Annotated in this window: 30 protein-coding genes; 14 read left to right on the top strand and 16 right to left on the bottom strand. The window is 67.2% G+C overall.

The window, feature by feature from the left end; all coding sequences use genetic code 11:
• Positions 1-36: 36 nt before the first annotated feature.
• From ACGLHS_RS14620 to ACGLHS_RS14610, 3 genes are all read right to left on the bottom strand, one after another.
• Positions 37-225, bottom strand: a complete 189-nt coding sequence (locus ACGLHS_RS14620; protein ID WP_394480680.1) for a hypothetical protein — start codon at positions 223-225, stop codon at positions 37-39.
• 69 nt (positions 226-294) lie between these two features.
• Entirely contained in the window at positions 295-585 is a 291-nt protein-coding gene (locus tag ACGLHS_RS14615) for a hypothetical protein (RefSeq protein ID WP_093240857.1), read from the bottom strand.
• A 110-nt stretch (positions 586-695) separates the two neighbouring features.
• Complete coding sequence (locus ACGLHS_RS14610; RefSeq protein ID WP_093240859.1) at positions 696-956, bottom strand: hypothetical protein; 261 nt, start codon at positions 954-956, stop codon at positions 696-698.
• Between the two features lie 154 nt (positions 957-1110).
• On the opposite strand from ACGLHS_RS14610, the gene ACGLHS_RS14605 reads away from it, so the two are divergent.
• The 3 genes from ACGLHS_RS14605 to ACGLHS_RS14595 all read left to right on the top strand — a co-directional run bounded on the left by ACGLHS_RS14605 (position 1111) and on the right by ACGLHS_RS14595 (position 2276).
• Positions 1111-1422 carry a hypothetical protein gene (locus ACGLHS_RS14605; protein ID WP_394480677.1) on the top strand — a complete coding sequence of 104 codons (312 nt, stop codon included), beginning with the start codon at positions 1111-1113 and terminating at the stop codon, positions 1420-1422.
• Between the two features lie 150 nt (positions 1423-1572).
• The gene (locus tag ACGLHS_RS14600) at positions 1573-2145 is read left to right on the top strand and encodes a DUF4865 family protein (RefSeq protein ID WP_394480675.1); all 573 of its coding nucleotides are present in this window, start codon (positions 1573-1575) and stop codon (positions 2143-2145) included.
• The gene (locus ACGLHS_RS14595; RefSeq protein WP_394480673.1) at positions 2142-2276 is read left to right on the top strand and encodes a hypothetical protein; all 135 of its coding nucleotides are present in this window, start codon (positions 2142-2144) and stop codon (positions 2274-2276) included. The genes ACGLHS_RS14600 and ACGLHS_RS14595 overlap by 4 nt, the downstream gene beginning before the upstream one ends.
• Before the next feature lie 21 nt (positions 2277-2297).
• Here the strand turns inward: ACGLHS_RS14595 and ACGLHS_RS14590 are convergent, their stop codons facing one another.
• On the bottom strand, positions 2298-3149 hold the full coding sequence (locus ACGLHS_RS14590; protein WP_394480671.1) for a LysR family transcriptional regulator: 852 nt from the start codon (positions 3147-3149) through the stop codon (positions 2298-2300).
• A 112-nt stretch (positions 3150-3261) separates the two neighbouring features.
• Between ACGLHS_RS14590 and ACGLHS_RS14585 the strand changes: the two genes are divergently transcribed.
• Positions 3262-4407, top strand: coding sequence for a DSD1 family PLP-dependent enzyme (locus ACGLHS_RS14585; protein ID WP_394480669.1), 1146 nt, complete (start codon positions 3262-3264; stop codon positions 4405-4407).
• A 114-nt stretch (positions 4408-4521) separates the two neighbouring features.
• Positions 4522-5802 carry an acyl-CoA dehydrogenase family protein gene (locus ACGLHS_RS14580; RefSeq protein WP_394480667.1) on the top strand — a complete coding sequence of 427 codons (1281 nt, stop codon included), beginning with the start codon at positions 4522-4524 and terminating at the stop codon, positions 5800-5802.
• Between the two features lie 79 nt (positions 5803-5881).
• On the opposite strand, the gene ACGLHS_RS14575 is transcribed toward ACGLHS_RS14580, so the two are convergent.
• Together ACGLHS_RS14575 and ACGLHS_RS14570 are read right to left on the bottom strand one after the other, a co-directional pair.
• Complete coding sequence (locus ACGLHS_RS14575; protein WP_093240874.1) at positions 5882-6196, bottom strand: hypothetical protein; 315 nt, start codon at positions 6194-6196, stop codon at positions 5882-5884.
• 438 nt (positions 6197-6634) lie between these two features.
• Entirely contained in the window at positions 6635-7468 is an 834-nt protein-coding gene (locus tag ACGLHS_RS14570; RefSeq protein ID WP_394480665.1) for a crotonase/enoyl-CoA hydratase family protein, read from the bottom strand.
• A gap of 92 nt (positions 7469-7560) precedes the next feature.
• Here ACGLHS_RS14570 and ACGLHS_RS14565 point away from each other — a divergent pair, with 92 nt between their 5' ends.
• Both ACGLHS_RS14565 and ACGLHS_RS14560 read left to right on the top strand, forming a co-directional pair.
• Entirely contained in the window at positions 7561-9426 is a 1866-nt protein-coding gene (locus ACGLHS_RS14565) for a PhoX family protein (RefSeq protein ID WP_394480663.1), read from the top strand.
• Positions 9427-9476: 50 nt separating this feature from the next.
• A complete protein-coding gene (locus ACGLHS_RS14560) occupies positions 9477-9866 on the top strand; it encodes a DUF488 domain-containing protein (protein ID WP_394480661.1) in 390 nt (129 codons plus the stop codon).
• 1 nt (position 9867) lies between these two features.
• Here the strand turns inward: ACGLHS_RS14560 and ACGLHS_RS14555 are convergent, their stop codons facing one another.
• Entirely contained in the window at positions 9868-10476 is a 609-nt protein-coding gene (locus tag ACGLHS_RS14555; protein ID WP_394480659.1) for a glutathione S-transferase, read from the bottom strand.
• A gap of 126 nt (positions 10477-10602) precedes the next feature.
• On the opposite strand from ACGLHS_RS14555, the gene ACGLHS_RS14550 reads away from it, so the two are divergent.
• Positions 10603-11061, top strand: a complete 459-nt coding sequence (locus tag ACGLHS_RS14550) for an Lrp/AsnC family transcriptional regulator (RefSeq protein WP_394480657.1) — start codon at positions 10603-10605, stop codon at positions 11059-11061.
• A gap of 27 nt (positions 11062-11088) precedes the next feature.
• On the opposite strand, the gene ACGLHS_RS14545 is transcribed toward ACGLHS_RS14550, so the two are convergent.
• Positions 11089-11991 (bottom strand): SDR family oxidoreductase, encoded by a 903-nt coding sequence (locus tag ACGLHS_RS14545; protein WP_093241724.1) that lies wholly within the window; start codon positions 11989-11991, stop codon positions 11089-11091.
• Between the two features lie 164 nt (positions 11992-12155).
• Here ACGLHS_RS14545 and ACGLHS_RS14540 point away from each other — a divergent pair, with 164 nt between their 5' ends.
• The gene (locus ACGLHS_RS14540; RefSeq protein WP_394480654.1) at positions 12156-13049 is read left to right on the top strand and encodes a CoA transferase; all 894 of its coding nucleotides are present in this window, start codon (positions 12156-12158) and stop codon (positions 13047-13049) included.
• A 24-nt stretch (positions 13050-13073) separates the two neighbouring features.
• Here the strand turns inward: ACGLHS_RS14540 and ACGLHS_RS14535 are convergent, their stop codons facing one another.
• Together ACGLHS_RS14535 and ACGLHS_RS14530 are read right to left on the bottom strand one after the other, a co-directional pair.
• A complete protein-coding gene (locus ACGLHS_RS14535) occupies positions 13074-13994 on the bottom strand; it encodes a hypothetical protein (protein ID WP_093240893.1) in 921 nt (306 codons plus the stop codon).
• 37 nt (positions 13995-14031) lie between these two features.
• A complete protein-coding gene (locus tag ACGLHS_RS14530) occupies positions 14032-14937 on the bottom strand; it encodes a DMT family transporter (protein WP_394480652.1) in 906 nt (301 codons plus the stop codon).
• Positions 14938-15213: 276 nt separating this feature from the next.
• Here ACGLHS_RS14530 and ACGLHS_RS14525 point away from each other — a divergent pair, with 276 nt between their 5' ends.
• On the top strand, positions 15214-15594 hold the full coding sequence (locus tag ACGLHS_RS14525) for a tautomerase family protein (RefSeq protein ID WP_093240898.1): 381 nt from the start codon (positions 15214-15216) through the stop codon (positions 15592-15594).
• A 57-nt stretch (positions 15595-15651) separates the two neighbouring features.
• Here the strand turns inward: ACGLHS_RS14525 and ACGLHS_RS14520 are convergent, their stop codons facing one another.
• On the bottom strand, positions 15652-18054 hold the full coding sequence (locus tag ACGLHS_RS14520) for a YgiQ family radical SAM protein (RefSeq protein WP_394480649.1): 2403 nt from the start codon (positions 18052-18054) through the stop codon (positions 15652-15654).
• A gap of 156 nt (positions 18055-18210) precedes the next feature.
• Here ACGLHS_RS14520 and ACGLHS_RS14515 point away from each other — a divergent pair, with 156 nt between their 5' ends.
• The gene (locus tag ACGLHS_RS14515; RefSeq protein ID WP_394480647.1) at positions 18211-19152 is read left to right on the top strand and encodes a GNAT family N-acetyltransferase; all 942 of its coding nucleotides are present in this window, start codon (positions 18211-18213) and stop codon (positions 19150-19152) included.
• Positions 19153-19290: 138 nt separating this feature from the next.
• Here ACGLHS_RS14515 and ACGLHS_RS14510 read toward each other — a convergent pair whose 3' ends face one another.
• The 4 genes from ACGLHS_RS14510 to ACGLHS_RS14495 all read right to left on the bottom strand — a co-directional run bounded on the left by ACGLHS_RS14510 (position 19291) and on the right by ACGLHS_RS14495 (position 22662).
• A complete protein-coding gene (locus ACGLHS_RS14510; RefSeq protein ID WP_093240906.1) occupies positions 19291-20073 on the bottom strand; it encodes a 3-hydroxybutyrate dehydrogenase in 783 nt (260 codons plus the stop codon).
• Between the two features lie 43 nt (positions 20074-20116).
• Positions 20117-20866: an acetoacetate decarboxylase gene (locus ACGLHS_RS14505; protein WP_093241726.1), complete on the bottom strand. Its 750-nt coding sequence runs from the start codon at positions 20864-20866 to the stop codon at positions 20117-20119.
• Between the two features lie 75 nt (positions 20867-20941).
• Positions 20942-22147 (bottom strand): patatin-like phospholipase family protein, encoded by a 1206-nt coding sequence (locus tag ACGLHS_RS14500; protein WP_093240908.1) that lies wholly within the window; start codon positions 22145-22147, stop codon positions 20942-20944.
• Positions 22148-22212: 65 nt separating this feature from the next.
• Positions 22213-22662 carry a CHRD domain-containing protein gene (locus ACGLHS_RS14495; RefSeq protein WP_093240911.1) on the bottom strand — a complete coding sequence of 150 codons (450 nt, stop codon included), beginning with the start codon at positions 22660-22662 and terminating at the stop codon, positions 22213-22215.
• 128 nt (positions 22663-22790) lie between these two features.
• Here ACGLHS_RS14495 and ACGLHS_RS14490 point away from each other — a divergent pair, with 128 nt between their 5' ends.
• Positions 22791-23342, top strand: a complete 552-nt coding sequence (locus tag ACGLHS_RS14490) for a DUF924 family protein (protein WP_394480643.1) — start codon at positions 22791-22793, stop codon at positions 23340-23342.
• A gap of 25 nt (positions 23343-23367) precedes the next feature.
• Here ACGLHS_RS14490 and ACGLHS_RS14485 read toward each other — a convergent pair whose 3' ends face one another.
• Positions 23368-24291 (bottom strand): YihY/virulence factor BrkB family protein, encoded by a 924-nt coding sequence (locus tag ACGLHS_RS14485; RefSeq protein WP_394480642.1) that lies wholly within the window; start codon positions 24289-24291, stop codon positions 23368-23370.
• 81 nt (positions 24292-24372) lie between these two features.
• Between ACGLHS_RS14485 and ACGLHS_RS14480 the strand changes: the two genes are divergently transcribed.
• Complete coding sequence (locus tag ACGLHS_RS14480) at positions 24373-24969, top strand: chromate transporter (RefSeq protein WP_394480641.1); 597 nt, start codon at positions 24373-24375, stop codon at positions 24967-24969.
• Entirely contained in the window at positions 24966-25565 is a 600-nt protein-coding gene (locus ACGLHS_RS14475) for a chromate transporter (RefSeq protein WP_093240922.1), read from the top strand. The genes ACGLHS_RS14480 and ACGLHS_RS14475 overlap by 4 nt, the downstream gene beginning before the upstream one ends.
• Positions 25566-25594 lie beyond the last annotated feature (29 nt).

Below are 25594 nucleotides of genomic sequence, written 5' to 3'. Positions count from 1 at the left end.
GGCAACGGGCCGCTTTTGATCGAACGCCGGCGAGCGTCAGCGCCCGTCGTAAATCAGGCGCCAGACATTGCATCCGTTCGGGCACTGCGCGTCTGGATGGGCCTGCGCGGCAACGACCGGCTCGGCGGGACGGTACTGGTCGGCAACGCCGTTGTTCGGAGAGGGCGCACCGCCGAATGCGAGGGCGGTCACCCCCGCTGCAACCACTTTCGTAACCATCAGCATGATCGTCTCCTGCAGTGGGTCACGAACCCAAGATAGACCTGCAAGAGACAAAAATCGCGAGGACTTACCCTATGCCTGCGAGGCCGGCTTCGCGGGCAGATCGCCCTCTCGCAGCTTGCGGCCGACCCACATCATTCCCGTCGCGTAATCGGCGGCACCGACCTGGATGCCTCCCACGGTCCGGAGTGCGCCAGTTCCGTCGTCGGTGGCGGGGCCCTCCCCTGTGTACTCGCCGGGAACGAGAAGCCGGCCGTCCTTCAGGAAGTCGGCGATGCGAAGCTCCCGCATGGCACGGCCCCAATGCCACTGCTTCTTGATGTCGTAGGTGCTCGTCTTCTTCGGGGGCTTGGATTTCTTCATGGCAGGCAGTTCGGTGGCGCAAAAACTGCCGCGAGCATAGCCCGCCCCGCATACGGCGCCGACCGCCGCACGGCGATCACCGCACGTACGGCCTCAACCCAAGCGGTGTGCTACAGAAAGGCGCTGTCGTCGGCCGCCTCGACCGGATCGTCGCGCTCTTCCCGAGGGCCGATGTTCAGGTCTTCCGACAAGCCCTTCAGCACCGCATAGCCTGCCTGCAAGGCATCGGCGTAAGTGGAAAAACCCGCAGCCGCTTCCAGCAGCGGCTCGAACTCCATCGAGTGGTCGAAGGATTCGAGCAATACCCAGAAATAGTCGCCGCCGTCGTGCTGGTCCACGGTCAGGGCGATGGAGATCAGTTGGCCTGTCATGCGCGGATGGTGGCGCCTTCAAGTGACAGGCAGAAGAAATAAACACGCCTGAAAACCGGTTGCCGGGCCCGCCCCAGCAACCATCGTCAAAGCACTACATCCCTACGCGCTGAAGGCCTTCACACCGAATCGCGCAATCGGCGAAGCTTGCGGTATGCCCACCGCGAATTCACGGTCGTTCCAGCTCTCCGGATGGCGCCTTGCAGCGTCGATCTACACGATCGTGGGCGTCATTTGCATCGTGGCCTGCGCCCTCGCGCCGGAAAGCGACGTGGGCATGCTCATCGCCATCCTGGGCGGCCTTCCGTGGTCGCTCAGCCTGCTGACCCTGGGCCTATCGCCCGGCGTGGCCCACACGGCGTTGCTGTTGCTTGCCGGCAGTTGGGCGATCAATGCGGCGCTGCTGTGGTGGCTGGCGCTGCGTCGACGCCGGCAGGTGCATCGCGTGCCGTCGCACTCGGCATAGCCGGACACGCGCAGCGGGGAAAGGCGCAGGCCCCTGGCCAGCCACGCCAGCCATTGCGCCGACGAATCACAGCTATATCGCGCGCCCTCTTCTCCTGGTGCACGCACGCGCGCAAGCTTGTCTGCTCCATTCACGACAAGGAGCGACACGATGTTCGCGATGCAGTATTCGCACAGGCTGCCGGCCGACTACGACATGCAGACGATCCGCCAGCGCGCGGCGCGCCGGGGCCCGCTGTGGGACGACACGGAAGGCCTCGCCTTCAAGGCCATCGTCGCGCAGGAACGCGGCCGGCACGGCGCCACGGGGCACCTTTATGCCTCGGTCTATCTTTGGCTCGATTCGGCGGCAGCAGTGCGCTTTCTCATGGGCGAGCGCTTCCAGAGCGTGATCGATTCCTTCGGGCGGCCGCGCGTGGAAACCTGGCTGCCGCTTGATGCGCGCGCTGGCACCGATAGCGCCCAGCATGCGCATTCGCTCCTTCGCGAGGAACGCGTGCTCGATGCGGCGATGGACCGCACCGCCTTTCAAGCGACGGAGGCCGAAGGCAACCGCGAACGGGCGGTGCGACCCGACACCGTCGCCGTCTGGACGGCACTCGATCTCGCGAGCTGGCGGCTGGTCCGCTTCACGCTCTCGACCCGCGCGCCAGCGCATGTCGACGGCGCCACGACCTACGAAGTGCTGCACCTTGCGAAGCCGGGCATCGGCCGACTCGAATGACCCACGACCGCTCATCCCGCCGCACGGAAATACTGCTGGGTCATCTCGCAAGCCTGGGCGTTGCTGCCGCATCGATCTGCGGGCTTGCCGCACTGGCGGCAATGGCGGTGCATCGCCTGCTGTCGACGTAGCCGCGTGCCCTTGCGCAGCGGCTACGCCGCCGTCGAACGAATCGCCGCCGACAGCGAGCGCAGCGCACTGCGCCCCTGCGGATCGGACACGCCGGTGTGCAGCACCACCTCGCGCGACGGCAATGGCGGCAAGCCCAGCGCCGGCCCGACGTCGATGGTTCCTGGCGGTGCCACGCGCCGCCCCAGGGCCGCCACCGCCAGCCCTGCCGAAACCGCGGCGCCCACCGTGAGCACGCCGCCGCCCACGAACACCTCGGTCCACGGCACCTTGCCTTCGGCCAGCGCGGCAACCGCCATGCTGCGCACGCTGCACGGCTCGGCTTGCGTGGCCAACCGCAACGGCTCGCCCGAGCGGTGCACGAAGTCGGGTGCGGCCATCCAACCGAATTTCTCTTCAAGCAGCAACTCGCCATCGAGCCGCCGGCTGTCGTGCCGCAGGATGACGACGGCATCGATCAGCCCGCGGTCGAAGGCATCGAGCAGTTCGCGCGAGGTCGCGACGCGAACCTCCATCACCACGCGGGGCTCCGCGTCCTTCATCTGCCGCAGCAGCAAGGGAAGCTCCGCACCCACGACGTGGTGGCTGATGCCGACGACCAGGCGGCGCGGCTGCATGCCGAAAGATTCGAGCGCGCCGCTGTGCGCGGCCAGCAAATGGCGCGCCGATGGCAAGAAGGCCAACCCCTCCGCCGAAAGCCGCACCGAGCGCGGCGTGCGTTCGAGCAGGCGTCGCCCCAACACCTCTTCGAGCCGCTTGATCTTGAGGCTCACGGCCGACTGCGCACTGTCCATGGCTTCGGCCGCGCGCGTGAAGCTCTTGAGGTCGGCCACGCGCACGAAGGCCTGCACGGCTTCGATGTCGAGGGCCTTCATCGCGGGCCTGCCATTTCGCAAACAAGGGGGGTGCACGCATTTCGATGCGATCATTTCACAGCGCGGCGCTCCCTGCATCGCACCGTCATCTTCAAGAACCAAGGCTTCGCCCATGCCCACTGAACTCCAAGTCAACGCGCCACTGATCGGCGTGCCTGGCGGCCGCCAGTTGCTCGACACACCCGCCCTGCTGATCGACCTGCCCGCGATGACGCGCAACATCGAACGCATGGCGGCCTTTGCCAAGGCGCGCAGCATCGGGCTGCGCCCGCATGTGAAGACGCACAAGTCGGTCGAGATTGCCCGGCGCCAGGTGGCGGCCGGCGCCATCGGCGTGAGCTGCGTCACGCTGGGCGAGGCAGAGATCATGGTCGAGGGCGGCATCACCGGCGTGTTGATCACATCGCCGGCCGTCACGCCGAGCAAGATCGCGCGGCTGATGAAGCTCGCACAGCGCGCGCGCCCTGGCGACGTGATGGTGGTGGTCGACCACCCACGCAACCTGGCTGACCTGGCGCAGGCTGCCAGCGAACTCGCGCATCCGCTCGACGTGCTGGTCGACTACGGTGCAGGCTACAACCGCACCGGCGCCGCCACCGAGGCGCAAGTGCTCGAACTGGCGGCACAGGTTGCAGCCGAGCCGCGCCTGCGGCTGCGCGGCCTGCAGGCCTATGCCGGCAACCTGCAGCACATCGTGGAGCGCGATCGGCGCAGCGCTGCGGCGGCGGGCCTGCGCGAGACGGTGGCGGGCATCGTCGCCGCGGCGAAGGCCAAGGGCATTCACTTCGAGATCGTCACCGGCGCGGGCACTGGCACGCACGACCTCGACTCGCAAGAGAACGCGTTCACCGAACTGCAGGCCGGCTCTTACGTTTTCATGGACGCGGAATACACGCGCGTGCTGGCCAGTGGCACGCAGCCCTCTCCCTTCGAGGTCTCGCTGCTGGTGCAGACCGCGGTGGTCAGCACCAATGCGGCGGAATGGGTGACGGTCGATGGCGGCAGCAAGTGCTTTTCGACCGACAGCGGCGTGCCGCTGGTGGCGCATGGCGTCGACCCGTCGAGCCGCTATGCCTTCTTCGGCGACGAGCACGGCAAGCTGATGCTGCCGCCAGGGCCCCGGCCCGAACTCGGCGCCCGCGTCGAATTCGTCACGCCGCATTGCGACCCGACGGTCAATCTGCATGACAGTTATCACGTGGTCGATGGCGACACGCTGGTCGCCATCTGGCCGGTGGACGCGCGCGGCAAGCGGTAGGCACCGACCGGCATAAGGAAACTCGAAAAGCGTATTTCACAAGGCAGGCATCGCGGGGGCACAGTCGGCGCCTGTCTCTCTTTTCGCGGACGGCCCCGGGGCTGTCCGGTCTCCATGGCATCCATCCAAGAAACGGCCGACCTCGCGGCACAGGCGGCGAGGCCGCGTCACGCGGCAAAGCCCGCATCCCCTTTCACTTCGCAGCAACTCGCCGAACGCTTTCGCCCGATCTTTCATCGCATCGCCGAACGCGCCGCACAGCGCGAGAACGAACGCGAGCTGGCCTACGAGCCCGTGGCCTGGCTCAATGCGGAGCGCTTCGGCGCGCTGCGCGTGCCGGTCGAACACGGCGGCCTCGGTGCCTCGGTCGAGCAGCTCTACGACCTGCTCATCGAACTGGGAGAAGCCGACTCCAATCTGCCGCAGATCCTGCGCGCGCACTTCGGCTTCATCGAGCGCCTGTTCGCCGAGATCGACCCCGCGCTGCACGGCCCGTGGATGCGTCTTGCCGCCGAAGGCGTGATCTTCGGCAACGCCACCACCGAACTCGGCGAAGGCTCGCTGAGCACCCTGCAGACCACGCTGAAGCGCGACGGCGATGCGTGGCGCCTCGACGGCGACAAGTACTACAGCACCGGCACGCTCTATGCCGACTGGATCTCGGTCTCGGCCCAGCGCCTGAACGACGACGGCAGCAGCGAGCGCGTGATCGCCCTCGTGCCCTCGGAGGCGGTCGGCGTGGAACGCGTCGACGACTGGCGCGGTTTCGGTCAACGCCTGAGCGCATCGGGCACCACGCGCTTTCGCAACGTGCGCGTGAGGCCCGAGAACGTGCTGCTGTACGTGCGCGACCAACCCACGCCGCTGACCGCGCACTTTCAGCTCACGCACCTTGCGACGCTGGCGGGCATCGCGCGTGCCATCGTGCGCGACGCAGTGGCCTTCGTGCAGCCGCGCAAGCGCGTCTACAGCCACGGCAGCGGCGACACGCCGCGTGAAGATCCGCTGGTGCAGCAGGTCATCGGCCAACTGGCGAGCACCGCGTTCATTGCGGCATCGACCGTGCAGGCGGTGGCACGCGGCCTTGGCGAGATCGACCGCTTTCTTCAGCGCGGCGAGACCGTGCCCGAAAGTCTTCTGTTCGAGGTCGAACTCAACACCGCCAAGGCACAGGCGGGCATCGTCGATGCGGTGCTGCAGGCCGGCACGCGGCTGTTCGATATCGGGGGCGCTTCAGCGCTGCAGGAAGACCGTCGGCTCGATCGCCACTGGCGCAACGCGCGCACGCTGGCTTCGCACAACCCGACGATCTACAAAGGGCGGGTGGTGGGCGACCATCTGCTCAACGGAGCAAGGCCGACTTTCTACTGGGCAGTGGGCGCGGTCGCGTCTTGAAGAGAGGCCATTTGAAGCGTGCCGGGCAACGGCGTGCTCTTCTGCCCTGGTGCGATGGAGGTGTGATCGAGCGCGAGGCTCAGATGCGCGGCAACGCCGCAAGATAGGTCGACACGACGATCGCGGCGGCGCGATCGAGCTGCAGGATGTCTCCCACGTCGAAGGCGTGCGGGGCGGTGCGTCCACTCGAACCGAGTGGCTTGCGGATCTCGACAAGAACTTCAGCCGCCAATTCGCGGTCGCTGCGCGGCCGGCCATCGGGGTGCATCACCCATTCATCCACTTGATCGAACGGAATACTGCGAAAGACCCCAACGATGGGGACGTACTTGTAGCGATCCTCGCCCACCAGGATGGGCACGCTGAGGTTACAGAAAAACGTGGTCGTCGACATGCAGGATCGCCGTCGCTAGGCAAAGTGTTCGATTGTTGATGACTGTGACGTCAGGAGCCATCCTCCTTAAGGCCTGTCTCACGGGAAGACGTGACCTTCTGCACACAAATTGTCTCCATTTTCATCCATCCTCCCCTTAAAACAACTACTTTATTCTTACACAAGGGCACTCCAAGTGCACTTTTCAGCGTTTTTCGGGCGTTGGTAGCGCGAAATGCTCCCGAACTCGGGGCAAACAAGCACCGATGTGGCGCTTGCAAGGAAGAACAAAGAGGAAGTGTGCGAGCGTGCACGCAGAGCCAGCGCTGCGGCAAGCCATCTCCGGGAATACCCACCCAGCCGTGTGCAGGGCACGCAACACCAAGGGCTGCATGCGTGCCTGCAGGCCCCTTGCGTCGATGTCGCGGCACCCGCCGCCGGAACGCTGCCGAAGCGCCGTCAGGCTGCCGGGTTGAAGCGCGGTGCGCGGCGCTCGATGTTGGCCTTGACGGCTTCGATCTGGTTCGGGCTGCCGATCAATGCCTGCTGCTCGACCGATTCGGCCATCAGCAGTTGCGCCGCGCTCTGTGCCAGCGCGGCATTGAGCAGGCGCTTGCCGGCACGGATGGCATCGGGGCTCTTGCCCGCGATCTCGTGTGCCATCTGCAGGGCCTCGGTCAGCGGGTCGGCCGAAAGGCGCGTGGCGAAGCCGATCTGCAAAGCCTCTTCGCCCGAGAAGATGCGGCCGGTGAATGTGAGCTCGCGCACCACGTCGCTGCGGGCCAGCTCGCGCATCAGCACCATGCCGGCCATGTCGGGCACCAGGCCCCACTTGATCTCCATGACCGACAGCTTGGTGTCGGGCGCCACGATGCGAACGTCGGCACCCAGCGCCACCTGAAGGCCGCCGCCGAAGGCCACGCCGTGCACGGCCGCAATGACCGGCACCGGCACTTCGCGCCAGACCATCGCGACCTGCTGCGCCGCATTCGAGATGCCGTGCGTGCGCTTGAGCAGGTCGGTTCCTGCAGCGCCCGCGCCCAAGACATCGGCGGCACCGCCCTGCTGCTGCATGCGCTCGAAGGAGGCCATGTCGAGCCCCGCGCAGAAAGCCTTGCCGCGGCCGGAGATCACGACCGCCCGCACCGAGCCGTCGCCGCGCAGCGCCTCGCCGGACTCGATCAGCGCATCGAACATCGCTGGATCGAGCGCGTTCATCTTGTCGGCGCGTGCGAGCTGCAGTTCCACCACGCCATCGGGGTGGCGGGTCCATTCGATTCGGCGGTCGGTCATGGGACGTGTCTCCTGGGCGGTTCTGGTGGGCAGTATCGCCCGGCATGGCGCTGGGCGATGATGGCGGCTGTCGCCTACACAACACCTTCGCCATGCCACTGGACCGCCGCAGCTTTCTTCTTCAATCGGGCTCCGCCGCCGCCGTGGTCGCGCTGTTCGGACAAGGCTGCGCTTCGCCCGTTACCCCACGCCGGAGCGGTGCGCCCGGCTTCACCAGCGTGCCCGCCTCGCTGCGCGACGCCGTCGTGGTGCCGCCCGAATACGAGTGGCAGGTGCTCTATCCCTGGGGCACGCCGACCGGCGTTGCCGGCCACATGCCGGCCTTTGCACCCGACGCCGGCAACAGCGCCGCCGACCAGGCAGTGCAGGCCGGCATGCACCACGACGGCATGCACTTCTTTGCGCTCGACGCAAGCGGCGAGCGCGGCCTGCTCGTGATGAACCACGAATACACCGACGAGCAGCTGCTGCACACCGACGGCATCAAGGCCTGGACAGCGGACAAGGTCCGCAAGTCGCTGCACGCGATGGGCGTCTCGGTGATCGAGATCCGCCGCACGCCGACCGGCTGGCAGCAGGTGCTGCCCTCGCCTTTCGCACGCCGCGTGCACGGCAACACCCCCATGCGCATTGCCGGCCCGGCCGCTGGCACGCCGCGCATGCGCACCGCCGCCAACCCGGCCGGCGATGCGGTCTTCGGCACCTTCGCCAACTGCGCCATGGGCGTCACGCCCTGGGGCACCTACCTGACCTGCGAAGAAAACTTCCACGGCTACTTCGGCGGACCGAAGGAAGCCGCGAAAGGCATGACGGACGCGCAGCGCCGCTACGGCACGGTGCCGGGCTCGCAATGGGTCGAGTACTGGCGCTTCGACGAACGCTTCGACCTGAGCCGGCATCCGAACGAGGCACACCGCTTCGGCTGGGTGGTCGAGATCGATCCCTTCGATCCGACCTCCACGCCCATCAAGCGCACCGCCCTGGGCCGCAAGCGGCAAGAGAGCGCCACCTGCACGCTAGCCAAGGACGGCCGCGTGGTCGTCTACATGGGCGACGACTCGCGCTTCGAATACATCTACAAGTTCGTCAGCCGCGACAAGGTGCGCCCCGGCACCGATGCCGCAGCGCGCGCCGCCAACCGGCACCTCTTGGACGAAGGCACGCTCTACGTTGCGCGCTACGACGCGGGTGGCCGCGGCCAGTGGCTCGAACTCGCGCACGACCGCGACGGGCTCGACGCTGGCAAGGGCTTTGCCGACCAGGCCGACGTGCTGATCCACGCACGCCTTGCGGGCGACGCCGTGGGCGGCACGAAGATGGACCGCCCCGAATGGATCGCGGTGCATCCGCAAAGCGGCGAGGTGTACGTCACCCTCACCAACAACAGCCAGCGCGGCGATGCCGGCAAGCCCGCGACCGATGCGGCCAACCTGCGCGCCAACAACCTCTTCGGCGGCATCCTGCGCTGGCGCGAGGACGGTGGCGACGCCGCCAGCACCGGCTTCGCATGGGACCACTTCGCACTGGCGGGCGACCCCGCGCAACCGGGCAGCGGTGCGCGCTACCCGTCGGCCGATGCCGACATGTTCGGCAGCCCCGATGGCCTGCACTTCGACAGCGGCGGCCTGCTCTGGATCCAGACCGACATGAGCGGCCAAGTCATCGGCAAGCCGCCGTACGCGTCACTGGGCAACAACCAGATGCTGTGCGCCGACCCCGCCACCGGCCGCATCCAGCGCTTTCTTACGGGGCCGAACGGCTGCGAGATCACCGGTTGCGTGGTCACGCCCGACCGGCGCACGCTGTTCGTCAACATCCAGCACCCGGGCGAGGCGCGCGACGACGGCAGCGCCACACCGAACAGCGCATGGCCCGACGGCACGACGCCGGGCAGCACGCGCCCCCGCTCGGCCACGCTGGCGATCCGGCGGCGCGACGGCGGTATCGTCGGCACCTGAGCGCATCGCATCACACCCCTCACGAGACTAGACAACAGAAGGACCATGTCATGAGCATCCGCATCGTTCGCCTCGGCACCCCGCGCGCAACCGGCGAGGGCCTGCGCATCGGCACCGTCAGGCGCCCGCCGCGCGGCGTTCCGAAGACGGAATTCGCGTCGCAGAACTGGTATGACGTGTGGTACCCGAATCTCGCACCCTCGGTCGAGACCATGAAGCAGGCGCAGGAAGCGGAAACGCCCGCGCAATGGAACGCCTTCGTGCGCAAGTTCAAGGCCGAGATGGCCGAGGCCGACGCGAGCCGCAGCCTCGACCTGCTCGCCGCGCTGTCGCACGGCACGTCGCTCGCGGTCGGCTGCTACTGCGAGGACGAATCGCACTGCCACCGCTCGGTGCTGCGCGCCCTGCTGGCCGAGCGCGGCGCCGACATCGCGGGTTGATTCAGACCTGCGGCGCGGAAAGAAACACCGGCAGGCTTTCCGCCTGCGCGGAATACGCGGCCAGCAACGAAAAGTCGCCAGGCGCGACGGCATCGGGCAACACCAGTTGCGTGAACGCCCAGGCCACGGCGGTCGACACGCCGGCTTGCGTCATCGCCGCCTCTTCAGCCGCAAGCGGATGCGCAGCCACCACCTCTTCGAGCGCCGCGTACGCCGCGATGAGCTGGCCGTGCACCCGGTCGATCCACGGCTGGTGCTGCTTCTCGGCCGGGCGCAGGTTGCGCTCGTAGACGATCTGCACCGTCTTCTCGCACGCGGCCAGCGCAAGGCCCACCACGCGCGTCGCACGCAGCCGTTCGGCCGCATCGCGCGGCATGAGGCTGCGGCCGCAGCTTGCTTCGGCGTGGTCGATGATGAGCGTCGAATCCATCAGCACAGTGCCGTCGTCGCACACCAGCGTGGGCGCCTTCACCACCGGGTTGATCTGGCGGAACTGCTCAAAGGTGCTGAACACCGAGATCGACCGGTGCACGAAAGGAACGCCGAGCAGCCGCAGCGAAATGGCGGCGCGCCGCACGAAGGGTGAGTCGAGCATGCCGACGAGTTGCATTGTTTCTCCTGAAGAAGATGCGCCACGATACCGGCCACCATGCCCGCGCCGAATGGCAATCCATCGAAAATCGGGGCCGCAAACCGATCAACCATCGGCCACCGCCACACCTGCCCGAGCGCACACATGAACATCGACAAGAAGGACCGCCTGATCCTCGAAGCCCTGCAGGCCGATGCCCGCCAGAGCCTGGCCGCGCTGGGCAAGCGCATCGGCCTTTCGCAACCGGCCATGAGCGAGCGCGTGCGCAAGCTCGAAGACGCGGGCGTGATCGAAGGCTACGGCGCCCGCGTCAACCTGCGCGCGCTGGGCGTGGGGCTGCAGGCCATCATCCGCATCGAGACCACGCATGCGGGCATCGCCAAGTACCTGAAGCTGTTCGACGCCATGCCCGAAGTGCTGAGCGCCGACCGCGTGACCGGCGAAGACTGCTTCATCGTGCGCTGCGCGATCGCCGAGCCGGCCGACCTGCAGCACGTGGTGGACGCCCTGGCAGTCGACGGCGCGGTGACCACCTCGCTGGTGCTGTCGAGCCCCGTGAACAAGCACGTCACCGTGCACGCCGCGAAGCTGCCGCGCAAGTGACCGCGCGGCAGCGCAGCCGTGCAGCCGTCAGCGCTGCGCCTTGTCCTTCTGGTTCTGCGCCTCGATGCGTTCGCGGGCCGCGAGCCAGTCGGCGTCGCTCCACTGGCGCAGCTCGTAGAAGTTGCCGCCGGTGGCCAGCGCATTGCCGCCGTCCATCATGATGCTCTGGCCGGTGAGCCAGTCGCACTGGCCCGGAGCCATGAGGAAGGCCGCGAGGTTCTGCAGCTCGCTCATGCGGCCGGTGCGCGCCATCGGGTTGTTCTGCTTGCTGCGCGCGCCGGGCTCTTCGCCGGGGTTCAGGCGCTTGCTCATGCCTTCGGTCGGAATCTCGCCGGGGCCGACGGCATTCAGGCGGATACCGTGCCGCGCCCATTCGACCGCGAGCGACTTGGTCATCACGTCGATCCCGGCCTTGCTCATGGCCGAGGGCACCACGTAGGGGCTGCCGTTGTCGACCCAGGTCGTGATGATGCTCATGACGCTGCGGAAGGCATCGCCTTGCTTCCATTCGCCCGCCTTGGACTGCGCCACCCAGCGCTTGCCCACGGCCTGCGTCACGTAGAAGCTGCCATGGAAGACGATGTTGGCGACGGCGTCGAAGGCGCGTGGCGAGAGGGCTTCGGTCGGCGACACGAAGTTGCCCGCCGCGTTGTTGACCAGCCCGGTGAGGCCGCCGCTCTGGAACAGGCTATCGACCATTTCATCGACCGCCTGCGCCACCCGGATGTCGACGCCGAAGGTGTCGATGCGCCGCGCCGGGAACTGCTGGCGCCACTCGGCCGCCGTTTCCTCGCAGACCGACTGGCGCCGTCCGCAGATGGCGACATCGGCACCCAGGCTGAGGAAGCGCTCGGCCATCGCGCGACCGAGACCGGTGCCGCCACCGGTCACGAGGATGCGCTGGCCGCTCATGAGGGAAGCTTCGAACATGTTCATCTCCTTGTCGTTGCGGCAGCGGCAGGAAAGAGCGCCGCCATGCCGCATGCTACGCGCGCACCCGGTGCGCCGGCTTGCGGAATCTGGCTCTCGTGGGCTTGGGCGGCCGGGCGAGAATCGCTGCCATTCGACAGCCACCTGCTTCTGGATACACGCCCATGCCAAGCCAATCAGCCCCTTCCCTGTTGCCGCTCGCGGGCGTGCGCGTCCTGAGCCTTGCGCTCAACCTGCCCGGCCCTGCCGCGCTCCTGCGCTGCCGCGAGATGGGCGCCGATTGCCTGAAGCTCGAACCGCCGGGCGGCGATCCGATGGGGCTCTACAACCAGCCCGCGTATGCCGCGCTGCACGAAGGCATCACCGTCCAGACCGCGGACCTGAAGACCGAGGCAGGGCAGCAGCAGTTGCACGCCGAACTGGCGAAGACGGACGTGCTGCTCACCTCTTTCCGCCCTTCGGCCTTGCGCAAGCTGGGCCTGGACTGGCCCGCGCTGCAGGCGCGCCACCCGTCGCTGTCGCAGGTGGCCATCGTCGGCGCGCCGGGCGAGCGGGCCGAAGAGCCGGGCCACGACCTCACCTACCTGGCCGAAAGCGGCCTCGTCACCGGCACCGAACTGCCGCCCACGCTCTACGCCGACATGGGCGGGGCCCTGCTCGCGAGCGAGGCGGTGCTGAAGGCCATGCTGCTGCGCGCCCGCGCCGGCACAGGCGACGACCACAAGGCCGGCGGCGTGTACCTCGAAGTCGCGCTGAACGCCTCCGCCGACTGGCTCGCGCTGCCGCGCACCTGGGGCCTGACGCAGCCCTCGGGCGCGGTGGGCGGCGCGCATGCGGGCTACCGCATCTATCGCTGTGCCGATGGCCGGGTGGCGGTCGCGGCGCTGGAGCCGCATTTCGCGGCACGCCTTTGCGAAGCGGCGGGCGTGACGTCGCGCGACATGCTGGCACCGGCCACGCACGACGCGCTGGCCGCGTGGCTGGCCGCACGCACGCGTGCCGAGCTGGACGCCATGAGCCGCGAGCGCGACGTGCCGCTGCTCACGCTGGCCGACTGATCCGCTGCAACGCAGCCTGGCCGGTCAGCGGGCGGGGCCTTCGCGCTTGCGGTCTTCCCGCTTGAGCGCGAGATAGGTGTCGAGGTCGACCTCGTGCAGCTGCCGCGGATACTGCTCGGCCGCCGCGAACCAGTAGCGCTCGCGGCGCTCGGCCTGGTCTTGCGCCGGCGCCGCCAGGAAGGCATCGAGCGTGAGGAAGTAGCGCATCGCATTGCGCTCCACCAGCCCACGCAGGCCCCGGATGTACTCGGGCTGGCCGTCCGGGCCTTTGCCGACCGGTGTGAAGCCCACCTTGTCGCGGCCGAAGGTCGCCAGGTAGGCCTGGGTGCCCAGCCGCACCATCATGTTGTGGTCATAGCTGTAGCTGAAGTGCAGGAAGCTCTTGCGCTCGTCCAGTGCCACGGCTTCGAGCGTGACGCGGTAGTTGCTCGTGCCCAGCGGGCCGCTGGCCGCCGTCATCTCGACCGACAGGTGCTCGGGCGCGGCGTTCACGATCCGATAGACGAAAGGCAGCTCGAAGGCCTGGTCGACCGGCTTGTCGTAGCGCCGCACCACGTAGAGCGTGAGCGTCTCGCGCCCCTGCGGCGATGTGCCCGTGCGGCAGCGGCGGTTGTTGATGTGCAGTTCCAGCACGTCGCACCAGCGCGTGGCCCCCTTCAGCGTCGAGGTGATCTCCGAGAGCGAATGGTCGACCACCGCATAGACGTCGCCCTGCAGGCCACCGGGCGTCTCCTCCGAGTCGAGCTGCACGGGCCGCCCGAAGCTGCTGTGATCGAGCTTGTCGCTCATGCGCTGATGGGCGGCGCGCAAGGTCTGGGCGGGCGTGGCCGACGCAGCCGGCGCGGCCTCGGGCGACGCCGCCAGCACCGGCAACGCCGCGGCGAACAGCACGGCGCCCGCCAGGGTGCGCATCCATGGGGCCGGCGTACGGAGCGAATGACTCATGGGGCCACACCATACAACGGAGTGCCTCAGTTTGCGCTCAGGCCGCTCCCGTAGTTCCCTGGCGTCTGACCAAAAGAACCATCGCCCCGGCCAGCAGCACGGCCCCAGCCCACTGGCGCGGCGACATCGGCTGTGCAAGCAGCATTGCCGCCAGCACGGCCGCCACCAGCGGCTCGATCAGCGTGCCGACCACGGCGGCCGTCGGCGACAGCCGCCGCGCCCCCCAGGCAAATGCAAGGTACGCCACCGAAGTCGTCACCGCGCCCGTGTAGCCCACGCCCAGCCATTGCGCGGCATTCGCCGGCCAGGTGATGCCGCCGGGCCATGCGATCGCGAACATGCACAGCGCCGCCACCGTCATGCCCCAGGCTGACGCCGTGACCGCAGGCACCCGCACCGGCATGCGCGCGTTGCCGAGCACCACCAGCGCGTAGCAGAACGCGGAGCCGAACGACCAGGCCAGCCCCGCCACGTGCCCCTGCGCCAACGGCCCCCAGCCTTCGGCGGGCATCACGAGCAGCAGCACGCCCGCCAGCGCGAGGAGCAGCCCCGCAAGCAGGCGCACGCCGAAACGCTCGTAGCCGCGCAGCACGGACACCAGCGCAACGATCACCGGTGCACAGCAGATCGAGATGACCGTCGGCAACGCCGCCCCCAGGTGCGCGATGCCCGCGAACCAGCAGCTCACGTTGAGCGCCATGGCCGCGCCCGTGGCGACGATCTGGAAGCGCTCCCGCCCCGACAGATCGGCCCAACGCGCATCCGGCTGGGCAGGCGCGCGCCAATACAGCCACCAGAGCAGCGGAAGCCCCAACGCAAAGCGCGCCAGCGACAGGCTTTGCGGCGCGATGCCGCCATCGATCAGGAATTGCGCCACCAGCGCGCCGCCGCCCCACAGCGCGCCGGCCAGCAACACACCGCCCCAGGCCAGGGCGGCAGACATTCTTGCGTTCATTGTTGAAAGTTCTCCATGAGGCCCGCCGCTTCTTTCTCTTTGCAGAGGGCGGGCACGACCATCCGGCCGTCATCCGGCCTTCGCGAAGAAGGCGGACGGCGGCGACCACTTGCGGGTCTGAGCGCGGCACGAGGCGCGCGTCAGCTGCGGGTCGACGGAGGGGGAGAACGGTACAGAGCCATGGCGGCGATCTTAGAGGCTTGGGCGCAGACTATGGCCTCGGGATGCTCCTACCCTCACCCCATCCCTTCAAGGAAAACACACATGCCACTCGTTCGAATCGATCTTTCCAACGACAGCCCCGAGACGCTGGGCACCGCCATCGGCGAGTTGATCTACCAGGCCATGCGGGACACCATCAACGTGCCGGCAGACGACAAGTTCCAGATCGTCACGCGGCACGCTGCCGGCGAACTGGTTCGCCCGGCCAGCTACCTCGGCATCGAATACTCGGCGGGGCTGGTGATGATCCAGGTGACGCTGAACCATGGCCGCTCGATCGACCTCAAGAAGGCCTTCTACCGGCGCGTGGCCGACGACCTGCACGGCCAGTTGGGCATCCGGCGCGAGGATGTCTTCATCAACCTCGTCGAGGTGGCGAAGGAGAACTGGTCGTTCGGCAACGGGGAAATGCAGTACGCGTAGCGGCCCCTGCCGGACTGGCGGGGCGCATGCCAGCCGGCCAGCCTTTCGGCGTGGGGCTCAGCGCGGCTTGCGAATGCTGCCGCGCACCGGACCGGACGACGCCTTGCGCGGCGCCGAGCCGTTGTCGCGCGGCGGCAGGCCGGTGTGCTGCGTCAGGATGCGGCCCTTCGAGGGCTTCACCGGCGTCAGCTTGACCGGCGCCGAAGCAGCCTTGACGGGCACGGCCGTCGAGTTCTTGCGGCGCGCGCTCGTGTAGCCGCCATCGGTCAGCGGCTGCCACGTCGGGATCAGGTGGTGCTTGCCGTTGCCGATCAGGTCGGCGCGGCCCATGCTCTTCAGCGCCTCGCGCAGCAGCGGCCAGTTGTTGGCATCGTGGTAGCGCAAAAAGGCCTTGTGCAGGCGGCGGCGCTTGTCGCCGCGCACGATGTCCACCGTCTCGCTCTCGCGCGTGATCTTGCGCAGCGGGTTCTTGTTGGTGTGGTACATCGTCGTCGCGGTGGCCATGGGCGACGGGTAGAAGGTCTGCACCTGGTCGGCGCGAAAGCCGTTCTTCTTGAGCCAGATCGCGAGGTTCATCATGTCCTCGTCGCTGGTGCCCGGATGCGCAGCGATGAAGTACGGAATGAGGTACTGCTTCTTGCCCGCCTCGGCCGAGAACTTCTCGAACATCTGCTTGAACTTGTCGTAGCTGCCGATGCCGGGCTTCATCATCTTGGTGAGCGGGCCCTGCTCGGTGTGCTCGGGCGCGATCTTCAGATAGCCGCCGACGTGGTGCTGCACCAGCTCCTTCACGTACTCGGGCGATTGCACGGCCAGGTCATAACGCAGGCCGGAACCGATCAGGATTTTCTTGATGCCCCGCAACGCACGCGCGCGGCGGTAGATCTTGATGAGCGGGTCGTGGTTGGTGCCCAGGTTCGGGCAGATGCCGGGGTACACGCAGCTGGGCTTGCGGCAAGCGGCTTCGATCTCGGGGCTCTTGCAGCCCAGGCGGTACATGTTGGCGGTCGGGCCGCCCAGGTCGGAGATGGCGCCAGTGAAGCCGCTGACGGAATCACGGATGGCTTCGACCTCCTTGATGATCGAATCTTCCGAGCGGCTCTGGATGATGCGGCCCTCGTGCTCGGTGATCGAGCAGAAGGTGCAGCCGCCGAAGCAGCCGCGCATGATGTTCACGCTGAAGCGGATCATTTCCCACGCGGGGATCTTCGTCGCGCCGTCGTGGCTGCCTTTTTCGTCGGCGTAGCGTGGATGCGGGCTGCGCGCATATGGCAGGTCGAACACGTAGTCCATTTCCGCCGTGGTGAGCGGAATGGGCGGCGGGTTGATCCACACGTCGCGCGCCGTGGTGCCTTCGCCGTGCGCCTGCACCAGTGCGCGGGCATTGCCGGGGTTCGTTTCGAGGTGCAACACGCGGTTGGCGTGGGCGTAGAGCACCGGGTCGCTGCGCACCTGTTCGTACGAAGGCAGGCGGATCACCGAGCGGTCGCGCGGTGGCACGCTGATCTTGCCCCGGCCTTGCAGCGCCGGATTCGGCATGAAGGTCAGCGGCTTGATCGCGGGGTTGACCACCGACTGAAGCGCCGGCGAACCGGCCGCCTCCGCCGCCTTGGCCACGTCGTTCGCCTCGTCTTCCTTCGCGCAGGTGGCGCCGTTGGCCTTGGCCTGCTCGGACACCATCAGGTACGGGTTGACGTGCGCCTCGACACGGCCCGGCTCGTCCACGCTAGTGGAGTTGATCTCGAACCAGCCCTCTGGCGTTTCGCGGCGCACATAGGCGGTGCCGCGCACGTCGGTGATCTGCTGCACCGGCTCCTTGGCGGCCAGGCGATGCGCGATCTCGACAATGGCGCGCTCGGCGTTGCCGTACAGCAGCAGGTCGCACTTCGAATCGACCACGATGGAGCGGCGAACCTTGTCCGACCAGTAGTCGTAGTGGGCGATGCGGCGCAGGCTGCCTTCGATGCCGCCGAGGATGATCGGCACGTCGTTCCAGGCTTCCTTGCAGCGCTGCGAATAGACGATGGCCGCGCGGTCGGGGCGCGAGCCGCCGACGTCGCCGGGCGTGTAGGCGTCGTCGCTGCGGATCTTCCGGTCGGCCGTGTAGCGGTTGATCATCGAATCCATGTTGCCGGCCGTGACGCCGAAGAACAGGTTCGGTTTGCCCAGCGCCTTGAAGGGCTCGGCGCTCTGCCAGTCAGGCTGCGCAATGATGCCGACGCGGAAGCCCTGCGCCTCCAGCATGCGGCCGATGACCGACATGCCGAAGCTGGGGTGGTCGACGTAGGCGTCGCCGGTGACCACGATGATGTCGCAGCTGTCCCAGCCGAGGGCGTCCATCTCCTTGCGCGTGGTCGGCAGGAACTTGGCCGTGCCGAAGCGGGCCGCCCAGTACTTGCGGTAGCTGGTCAGCGGCTTGGCGGCACGCGCGAAAAAGGAGACGTCGACGGGGGCGTTCATCGGTGGGAGTTGACAGCGCCAAGGGCGCGCTGTTGTGGGCAACCCTCGATTTTAGGGTTTTCCAGCATCCCTGTCGCGACAAACATCCAGTGACCGGGGCGTTGCCTGCTCATCAATCGATTGCTAAAGTCAATCAATTGAATGACAATGGCAACCATGTCTACGCCATCACCCACCGTCGATACCGCCGCCGTCAAGGCAATCCGGCAGTTCAACCGCTTCTATACCCGCCGCATCGGCGCCCTCGACCCCTACCTGGGCAGCCCCATGTCCCTGACCGATGTGCGCGTGTTGTACGAGCTGGCGCATCGCGAAACGCCCGTCGCCAGCGAGATCGGGCGCGACCTCGGGCTCGACGCGGGCTATATGAGCCGCATCCTGCGCCGCTTCGAGACCGAAGGCTGGCTCACGCGCGCGCCAGACGCTCGCGACGCACGGCAAAGCGTGCTGCGCCTGACCGATGCTGGCCACGCCGCTTTTGCGCCCCTGCAACAGAAATCGCGCGATGAGGCTGCGGCCCTGCTGACGCCGCTCGCACCGGCGCAACGCCAGCAACTGGTGCAGGCCATGGGCACGATGCAGTCGCTGCTCGACCCCGAAGCCGCCCCAGCCCGGCCACAGACAGCCGTGCTGCGCGATCCGGCGCCGGGCGACATCGGCTGGGTGGTGCAGCAGCACGGCGAAATCTATGCGCGCGAATATGGCTGGGGCAGCAAGTTCGAGGCGCTGGTGGCGGGTATCGCGAGCGAATTCCTGCTCAAGTTCCAGCCCGAGTGGGAGCGCTGCTGGATCGCCGAGCTCAACGGCGAGCGCGTGGGGGCGATCTTCGTGGTGCGCAAATCGGCCACGGTGGCGCAACTGCGCCTGCTGATCCTTGCGCCCGCTGCGCGCGGCCTGGGCCTGGGCGGCCGGCTCGTCGACGAGTGCATCGCCTTTGCGCGGCGCAAGGGCTACAAGAAGATGGTGCTGTGGACCAACAGCGTCCTGCTGGCTGCGCGCGGCATCTACGCCACGCGCGGCTTCAAGCTGACGCACTCGGAACCGCACGAGGGTTACGGCGAACCGCTCGTGGGTGAGACCTGGGAATTGAAGCTGTAGCGCCACGCCGGCCTTGACTTGCTCCTTCCCCCTCTGGGGGAAGGCCGGGATGGGGGCAGGCAGAGCGTTGGAAATGGAGGCCGTCGAGCCCCCACCCCAACCCTCCCCCGTAAGGGGAGGGAGAAAGAAAGAAAAAACTTACTGCATGAACCAGCCGTGGCTCACCACGAGCGACTGGCCGGTCAGCGCATTCGTCGGGAAGCCAGCGAACAGCAGCGCCACGCGCGCCACGTCTTCCGTCGTGGTGAATTCGCCGTCGACCGTTTCCTTGAGCATCACGTTCTTGATGACTTCTTCCTCACTGATGCCCAGCGTCTTGGCCTGCTCGGGAATCTGCTTTTCGACCAGCGGCGTGCGCACGAAGCCCGGGCAGATCACGTTGGCGCGCACGCCATGCTTGGCGCCTTCCTTGGCGACCGTCTTGGCCAGGCCGATCAGGCCGTGCTTGGCCGTGACGTAAGGCGCCTTCAGCAGCGAAGCCTCTTTGGAGTGCACCGAGCCCATGTAGATCACGCTGCCGCCACGGCCTTGCGCATACATGTGCTTGAGGCACGCCTTGGTGGTGAGGAACGCGCCGTCGAGGTGAATGGCGAGCATCTTCTTCCAGTCGGCGAAGCTGAACTCCTCGACCGGATGCACGATCTGGATGCCGGCGTTGCTGATCAGGATGTCGATGCCGCCGAAGGCGGCAGCGCCCTCTTCCACCGATGCATTGACCTGGTCTTCGTTGGTCACGTCGACGCCCACGCCGATGGCCTGTGCGCCCGTGGCCTTCAGCTCGGCCGCGGTGGCGTCCGCGGCCTCTTTGTTGAGGTCGGCAATGATGATCTTCGCGCCTTCCTGTGCGAAAAGAATGGCGATTTCCTTGCCGATGCCGCTGGCCGAGCCGGTGATGTAGGCGACCTTGTCCTTGAGTTGCATGGGAATGTTCCTTGAGAGTGGAGTTGAAAGGTGTCGACAGGAATCAGGCGAGATAGTCGTGTTCGACCGTGCCGAGCGCCAGCGTCATGTCGGCGATGTAGTGAACGGCCGATTCGACCTTCAGCACCGGCAGATCGGCCACCGGTGCCAGCGCGTGCGGATGCAGTTCGAGCGAACCTGGCCCGCCCCATGCGCCGTGCAACGTCACGTCGACCATGTGATAGCGCACCAGTTCGCAGATGCGGGCCGTGCCATCGACGTGCGGAATGATCTTCAGCAGGAAGTTGGGCTGCGCAATGCCCGCAAGGATCGGCGCGGGGTCGAGCGTGCGGTGCTTGAAGCCCATGGTGGCCTTGGCCACGCGCACCTTGCCGTAGTCGAGCGTGCCGACGACCACGTCGGTCTCGTAGTCGAGCACCGGCGAGGCGAGCTTCTTCGGAAAGCCCCACAGCTCGCGTCCGCCGGCAATCGGCGGATGGTCGTTGAGGTACATCGCGTGAACGTACGCGCCCTTCTCCACGCCCTTGTCGGTGCGCAGCTGCACGGGAATCACCTGGCCCGACTCGGTGTAGTCGCCGAAGCCGGTGGAGTCGGGCATGCGGATGAATTCGTACTTGACCAGCGGCTCGACCACTTCGAGCGGCTCGGGCACCACGGCGCGCAGGGCGTCCATGTCTGTGCGGTACGTGATGATGAGAAATTCGCGCCGGACGAAGCGATAAGGTCCGGGCGGAAAGGCGGGGCTGGTCAACGGCATCGCAAAGGCTTGGCGCCGCACATCTTCAATGTTCATGAACATTTCCTCCTGTTGAAGTGGCCGACCAGTCTGGCGCTGGTTTCTTAGTTGAAACTGAACCTGATGCGTCGCTCAGCGCGACAGGCCCGGACGCTTGACGCGCCCCGCGCCATGCTCGCCCAGGTCGAAGGTGGTGACACCGTTGACGGTGGCATCGGCGCGCAGCGTCTCGGGGTGGGCCAGCGTCACACGCATGTCACGTGCGCCCGACTCCCAGTGCTCTTCGACTGCGGCGCGCGAGAACTCGTAGTCTTTCGATTCGAGTTCGTAGGGCTTGTCGCGATAGATCAGGTGAAAGATGTCGATGGGCTCGTGCGTGAGTTGCGACTGCACCTCGAGCACGCTCGGGTCTTTGCGCAGATGGGCTGGCAGCTTGCTGATCAGGTCGGCAATGGCCTGCTGCAGGTTCATGTTGGCGGCCATCGCGTCGGTGTTCATGCGGGTGCGGCTCGAATAGGTGATGTCTTTCTGCCGCTCCATCACGCCCGCCATGGTGCGGGGCATTTCGCCGCGCGCATTGAACAGGTCGACCTGCAGCACCACCAGCGGCTCTGAGCGCGGGTGCATGTCGAGCACGTACTGCAGCGGCGTGTTGGAAACGATGCCGCCGTCCCAGTAGTCGTCGCCATCGATGGTGATGGGCGCAAAGCCCGGCGGCAGCGCACCGCTGGCCATGATGTGCTCGGGGCCGATGCGCTGGCGCGTGTTGTCGAAGTACACCGAGTTGCCGGTGCGCACATTGACGGCCCCCACGCTGAAGCGCGCTTCGCAGGCGTTGATGCGGTCGAAGTCGACGAGACGCTCGAGCGTGGTCTTGAGCGCGGAGGTGTCGTAGTAGCTCAGCAGCGGCGCCGCGCCGCCCATCAGCAAGGCCGGCGAATAGCGCGGCTCGAAGAAGCCCGGAATGCCCACCAGCGAGGCCATCGTCGCGCTCCACTGGTTCTGCGTGGCCCGGTCGCCCAGCCACGACGGCAGGCGCTGCGAAGGCCCCGAAGACACCAGATGCCAGAACTCGCGCAGCCGGTCGACCCGCCGCTCGGGCGCGTTGCCCGCAATCAGCGCCGCATTGATGGCACCGATGGAAACGCCTGCGATCCAGTGCGGCTGCAGGTCGGTTTCACTGAGCGCCGCGTACACCCCCGCCTGGTAGGCACCCAACGCCCCACCGCCCTGCAGCACGAGCGCCTTGCGGGCGCTGCGCATGTCTTCGCGGCGTGATGCGAAAGGGTTGAGGGGTTGGGATGCGGCACGGGGTTTCTTCTTCGTTGGTGTCGTCATGCGTTCATTTGACACCAGCCGTGCGACACCAACCTGACCAGGGGTTGTTCACCCCTGGAACGATTTCACATCTTCGGCAGCAACTGCCCACGGATCTCGCCACCCGGGTTGGCCGCGGTATGCACGTTGGCATACCACTTGCCGGCAACGAGGTCGGCGGCCTGCGCGGGCGTGAGCGTGGCCTGCCCCTCGATCGGGCTCATCGGATTCGCAAAGGGCAGCACCACGCCCGCGTTGGCGCCCGCGGCCGCAGGGCCGTGGAAGTGCGCCATGGTGGCCGGGCCGCTCAGGCCGGTGTAGGTGATCTTGTACTTGAGTACGTTGGTGTCGCGGTTGAGCCAGGCTTCGGCCATGCCGCTACCGCGCGTCATGTTCGGCGGGACTTCGCTGGCGGCGTTCATCGCGCCGCTGAAGCTGGCGACGTTCGACTTCGACATCATTCCGCAGCCGGCCAGTGCAGCCGCGGCCACGCCGGTCACGAGGGCTGCGCGCAAAAGAGTGCCATATCGGTTCATGAGCGTTATCTCCTGGTTATAAGAACATGCCAGCATAGGCAGCCCTGAAGCGATGTCTTGTCGGCCACCACCCCGACTTTGGTCGCCCAGGCAGGGCGAGGCTCACAAGGCTGAAAGAGAATGCAACGATGACTTCCAATGCCCTCCCCGCCGCCCGCGCCGTCGTCGATTTCTGGCGCGAAGCCGGCCCCGACCGCTGGTTTGCCAAGAACGAAGCCTTCGACACCGACTTCGCCGCCCGCTTCTCGCTTGCCCACCAGGCCTCCGCCCGTGGCGAACTCGACCACTGGCTGGCCGATGCCGAAGGCGCGCTCGCGCTGCTGGTGCTGCTCGACCAGTTCCCGCGCAACACCTGGCGCAACAACCCGCACATGCTCGCCACCGACGGCAAGGCGCTGGCCGTGGCCAAGGCAGCCGTTGCCGCAGGCTTCGACCTGCAGCCCGACCCGGCACTGAGGCGTTTCTTCTACCTGCCCTTCATGCACTCCGAAGTGCTGGCCGAGCAGGAGCGTTCGGTCGAACTCAATGCCGCGCTCGACAGCGACACCCAGCGCTTCGCCGTGCTGCACCGGGACATCGTGGCGCGCTTCGGGCGCTTCCCGCATCGCAACAGGCTGCTGGGCCGCGAGTCCACGGCCGAGGAGCAGAAGTTTCTCGACGAAGGCGGCTTCGCCGGCTGAATGGCCGCCGGATGCGCCGGATGGCTCAGGCGTCGTTGTGCGCCAGCGGCACATCCCGCGTCGGTGAAGGGTTCAGATCGGCCGCGCCCTTCGAGTCCTTCATCGAGCCATAGGTGCGCGCATAGACCCAGGTGAACTCCGCGCCCAGCAGGAAGATCTGCGCCGAGTAGTACACCCACACCAGCACCACCACCAGCGAGCCCGCCGCGCCATAGCCCGAGGCCACACTGCTCTTGCCGATGTACAGGCCGATCAGGTGCTTGCCGACCGTGAAGAGCAGCGCCGTGACCGCAGCGCCCACCCACACGTCGCGCCACTGCACCTTGGCGCGCGGCATGATCTTGTAGATCATCGCGAAGATCACGGTGACCATCCCGAAGCTGAAGATGAAGTTCACCGCCTGCGCCAGCGTCTCCCACGCGCCGAAGATGGGCGACCACCATTTGCCCAGCGCCGCCAGCGCGGCGCTCGCCACCAGCGACACCATGAGCAGAAAACCGATGCCCATGATCATGCTGAACGACAGCAGCCGCACGCGCAGCATGTTGAACAGGCCCTTGTTCTTTTCGCGGGCCGGCGCACGCCAGATACGGTCGAGCGCGTCCTGCAGTTCACCGAAGACGGTGGTCGCACCCACCACCAGCAGGCCGATGCCGATCACCGTGGCCACGATGCCTTCGGCCGGCTTGTTGACCGCCTTCAGCATGCCCTGCACCGCCGTTGCGCCCTGCTCGCCCATCAGGCCCGACAACTGGGCGAAGATTTCGCCGCGTGCCGCCTCCTGCCCGAACACGAGGCCCGCCACCGCGATCACGATCAGGAGCAGCGGCGCAATCGAAAACACCGTGTAGTAGGCCAGTGCCGCCCCCATGCTGGGCGCATAGTCGTTCGACCAGGAGGCGACGGCGCGTTGGCAGAGATCGAAGAGTGCGCGGATTTGCGTGAGCATGGAGTCTCCCTGTGGAATGGCCCGCGGCCCGCCGGCCCGGTGCCCGGCATATTGCAGGCCCGCCTACGATAATCGCTCCACATGCAAACGTCTCCCCCAGCCTCCGGCGCGGTGGCGCCACCCATCCCCGCCCAGCCCCAGTCGCCGCGCGACCTGTTCGTGTCATTCACCTGGCTTGCGCTGCAGGGCTTCGGTGGCGTTCTGGCCATCGTGCAGCGCGAGATGGTCGAGAAAAAGAAGTGGCTCACGCCCGAGCAGTTCCTCGAGGACTGGGCCGTGGCCCAGGTGATGCCCGGGCCCAACGTCATCAACCTCGGCCTGATGATCGGCGACCGCTACTTCGGCCTGCGCGGCGCGCTCGCCGCCGTGGCGGGCATGCTGACCATTCCGCTGGTCGTCATCCTCGCACTGGCCGTGCTCTATGCGCACTACGCCGGCAATCCGCAGGTGGCGGCCGCGCTGCGCGGCATGGGCGCGGTGTCGGGCGGGCTGATCGCGGCCACCGGCATCAAGCTGGTGCCGCAGTTGCGCAAGCACCCGCTGGGCTTCGCGGTCTGCCTGGCGATCATGGCGCTGGTGTTCCTTGCCATCACGATGCTCAAGATCCCGCTGGGCTGGGTGCTGCTGGTGCTGGGCGGCGTGGCCTGCGTCTGGACCTGGCGAAAGATCCCCGCATGACCATCGCAATGCAATGGCACGACTGGCTGGCCCTGTTCGGCCAGTACCTGCTGCTTTCACTGCTGTCCATCAGCGGCGCCATCACCACCGTGCCCGACATGCACCGCTTCCTGGTGGCCCAGCACGGCTGGCTCACCGATGCGCAGTTCAGCTCCTCGGTCGCCATCGCCCAGGCCGCGCCTGGCCCCAACGTGCTGTTCGTGGCGCTGATGGGCTGGAACGTCGGGCTCAACGCCGGCGGCGGCATCGGCGCGGGACCGGGCGCGTGGCTGCTCGGCTTCTTCGGCCTGCTGGTGACCATGGTGGGCATCATGCTGCCGAGCACTACGCTGACCTACTTCGCCACGCGCTGGGGCCATCGCAACCGCACCCGCCGCGAGGTGCGCGCCTTCAAGCAGGGCATGGCGCCCGTGGTGGTCGGCCTGCTGATCGCCACCGGCTGGGTGCTCGCCACCGGTAACCATGCCGGCAATGCGCCTGCGTGGCACCTGTGGCTGCTGACCGGCGCGGCCGCGCTTATCGTCTGGCGCACGCGCATCCACCTGCTCTGGCTGCTCGGTGCCGGTGCGGTGCTGGGCGCCATCGGTTTCGTCTGACCCTTTCTCTTTCTCAACGCTTCTTCGGG

This window comes from Variovorax sp. VaC1, from assembly GCF_043658315.1.
Classification (GTDB): domain Bacteria; phylum Pseudomonadota; class Gammaproteobacteria; order Burkholderiales; family Burkholderiaceae_C; genus Variovorax.
This window is presented reverse-complemented; position numbering and strand designations above follow the sequence as displayed.

Bases quoted from the DNA above. Each gene is read 5' to 3' on its own strand.
- ACGLHS_RS14620 (WP_394480680.1), bottom strand. From the start codon at position 225: ATGCTGATGGTTACGAAAGTGGTTGCAGCGGGGGTGACCGCCCTCGCA.
- ACGLHS_RS14615 (WP_093240857.1), bottom strand. From the start codon at position 585: ATGAAGAAATCCAAGCCCCCGAAGAAGACGAGCACCTACGACATCAAG.
- ACGLHS_RS14610 (WP_093240859.1), bottom strand. From the start codon at position 956: ATGACAGGCCAACTGATCTCCATCGCCCTGACCGTGGACCAGCACGAC.
- ACGLHS_RS14605 (WP_394480677.1), top strand. From the start codon at position 1,111: ATGCCCACCGCGAATTCACGGTCGTTCCAGCTCTCCGGATGGCGCCTT.
- ACGLHS_RS14600 (WP_394480675.1), top strand. From the start codon at position 1,573: ATGTTCGCGATGCAGTATTCGCACAGGCTGCCGGCCGACTACGACATG.
- ACGLHS_RS14595 (WP_394480673.1), top strand. From the start codon at position 2,142: ATGACCCACGACCGCTCATCCCGCCGCACGGAAATACTGCTGGGTCAT.
- ACGLHS_RS14590 (WP_394480671.1), bottom strand. From the start codon at position 3,149: ATGAAGGCCCTCGACATCGAAGCCGTGCAGGCCTTCGTGCGCGTGGCC.
- ACGLHS_RS14585 (WP_394480669.1), top strand. From the start codon at position 3,262: ATGCCCACTGAACTCCAAGTCAACGCGCCACTGATCGGCGTGCCTGGC.
- ACGLHS_RS14580 (WP_394480667.1), top strand. From the start codon at position 4,522: ATGGCATCCATCCAAGAAACGGCCGACCTCGCGGCACAGGCGGCGAGG.
- ACGLHS_RS14575 (WP_093240874.1), bottom strand. From the start codon at position 6,196: ATGTCGACGACCACGTTTTTCTGTAACCTCAGCGTGCCCATCCTGGTG.
- ACGLHS_RS14570 (WP_394480665.1), bottom strand. From the start codon at position 7,468: ATGACCGACCGCCGAATCGAATGGACCCGCCACCCCGATGGCGTGGTG.
- ACGLHS_RS14565 (WP_394480663.1), top strand. From the start codon at position 7,561: ATGCCACTGGACCGCCGCAGCTTTCTTCTTCAATCGGGCTCCGCCGCC.
- ACGLHS_RS14560 (WP_394480661.1), top strand. From the start codon at position 9,477: ATGAGCATCCGCATCGTTCGCCTCGGCACCCCGCGCGCAACCGGCGAG.
- ACGLHS_RS14555 (WP_394480659.1), bottom strand. From the start codon at position 10,476: ATGCAACTCGTCGGCATGCTCGACTCACCCTTCGTGCGGCGCGCCGCC.
- ACGLHS_RS14550 (WP_394480657.1), top strand. From the start codon at position 10,603: ATGAACATCGACAAGAAGGACCGCCTGATCCTCGAAGCCCTGCAGGCC.
- ACGLHS_RS14545 (WP_093241724.1), bottom strand. From the start codon at position 11,991: ATGTTCGAAGCTTCCCTCATGAGCGGCCAGCGCATCCTCGTGACCGGT.
- ACGLHS_RS14540 (WP_394480654.1), top strand. From the start codon at position 12,156: ATGCCAAGCCAATCAGCCCCTTCCCTGTTGCCGCTCGCGGGCGTGCGC.
- ACGLHS_RS14535 (WP_093240893.1), bottom strand. From the start codon at position 13,994: ATGAGTCATTCGCTCCGTACGCCGGCCCCATGGATGCGCACCCTGGCG.
- ACGLHS_RS14530 (WP_394480652.1), bottom strand. From the start codon at position 14,937: ATGTCTGCCGCCCTGGCCTGGGGCGGTGTGTTGCTGGCCGGCGCGCTG.
- ACGLHS_RS14525 (WP_093240898.1), top strand. From the start codon at position 15,214: ATGCCACTCGTTCGAATCGATCTTTCCAACGACAGCCCCGAGACGCTG.
- ACGLHS_RS14520 (WP_394480649.1), bottom strand. From the start codon at position 18,054: ATGAACGCCCCCGTCGACGTCTCCTTTTTCGCGCGTGCCGCCAAGCCG.
- ACGLHS_RS14515 (WP_394480647.1), top strand. From the start codon at position 18,211: ATGTCTACGCCATCACCCACCGTCGATACCGCCGCCGTCAAGGCAATC.
- ACGLHS_RS14510 (WP_093240906.1), bottom strand. From the start codon at position 20,073: ATGCAACTCAAGGACAAGGTCGCCTACATCACCGGCTCGGCCAGCGGC.
- ACGLHS_RS14505 (WP_093241726.1), bottom strand. From the start codon at position 20,866: ATGAACATTGAAGATGTGCGGCGCCAAGCCTTTGCGATGCCGTTGACC.
- ACGLHS_RS14500 (WP_093240908.1), bottom strand. From the start codon at position 22,147: ATGACGACACCAACGAAGAAGAAACCCCGTGCCGCATCCCAACCCCTC.
- ACGLHS_RS14495 (WP_093240911.1), bottom strand. From the start codon at position 22,662: ATGAACCGATATGGCACTCTTTTGCGCGCAGCCCTCGTGACCGGCGTG.
- ACGLHS_RS14490 (WP_394480643.1), top strand. From the start codon at position 22,791: ATGACTTCCAATGCCCTCCCCGCCGCCCGCGCCGTCGTCGATTTCTGG.
- ACGLHS_RS14485 (WP_394480642.1), bottom strand. From the start codon at position 24,291: ATGCTCACGCAAATCCGCGCACTCTTCGATCTCTGCCAACGCGCCGTC.
- ACGLHS_RS14480 (WP_394480641.1), top strand. From the start codon at position 24,373: ATGCAAACGTCTCCCCCAGCCTCCGGCGCGGTGGCGCCACCCATCCCC.
- ACGLHS_RS14475 (WP_093240922.1), top strand. From the start codon at position 24,966: ATGACCATCGCAATGCAATGGCACGACTGGCTGGCCCTGTTCGGCCAG.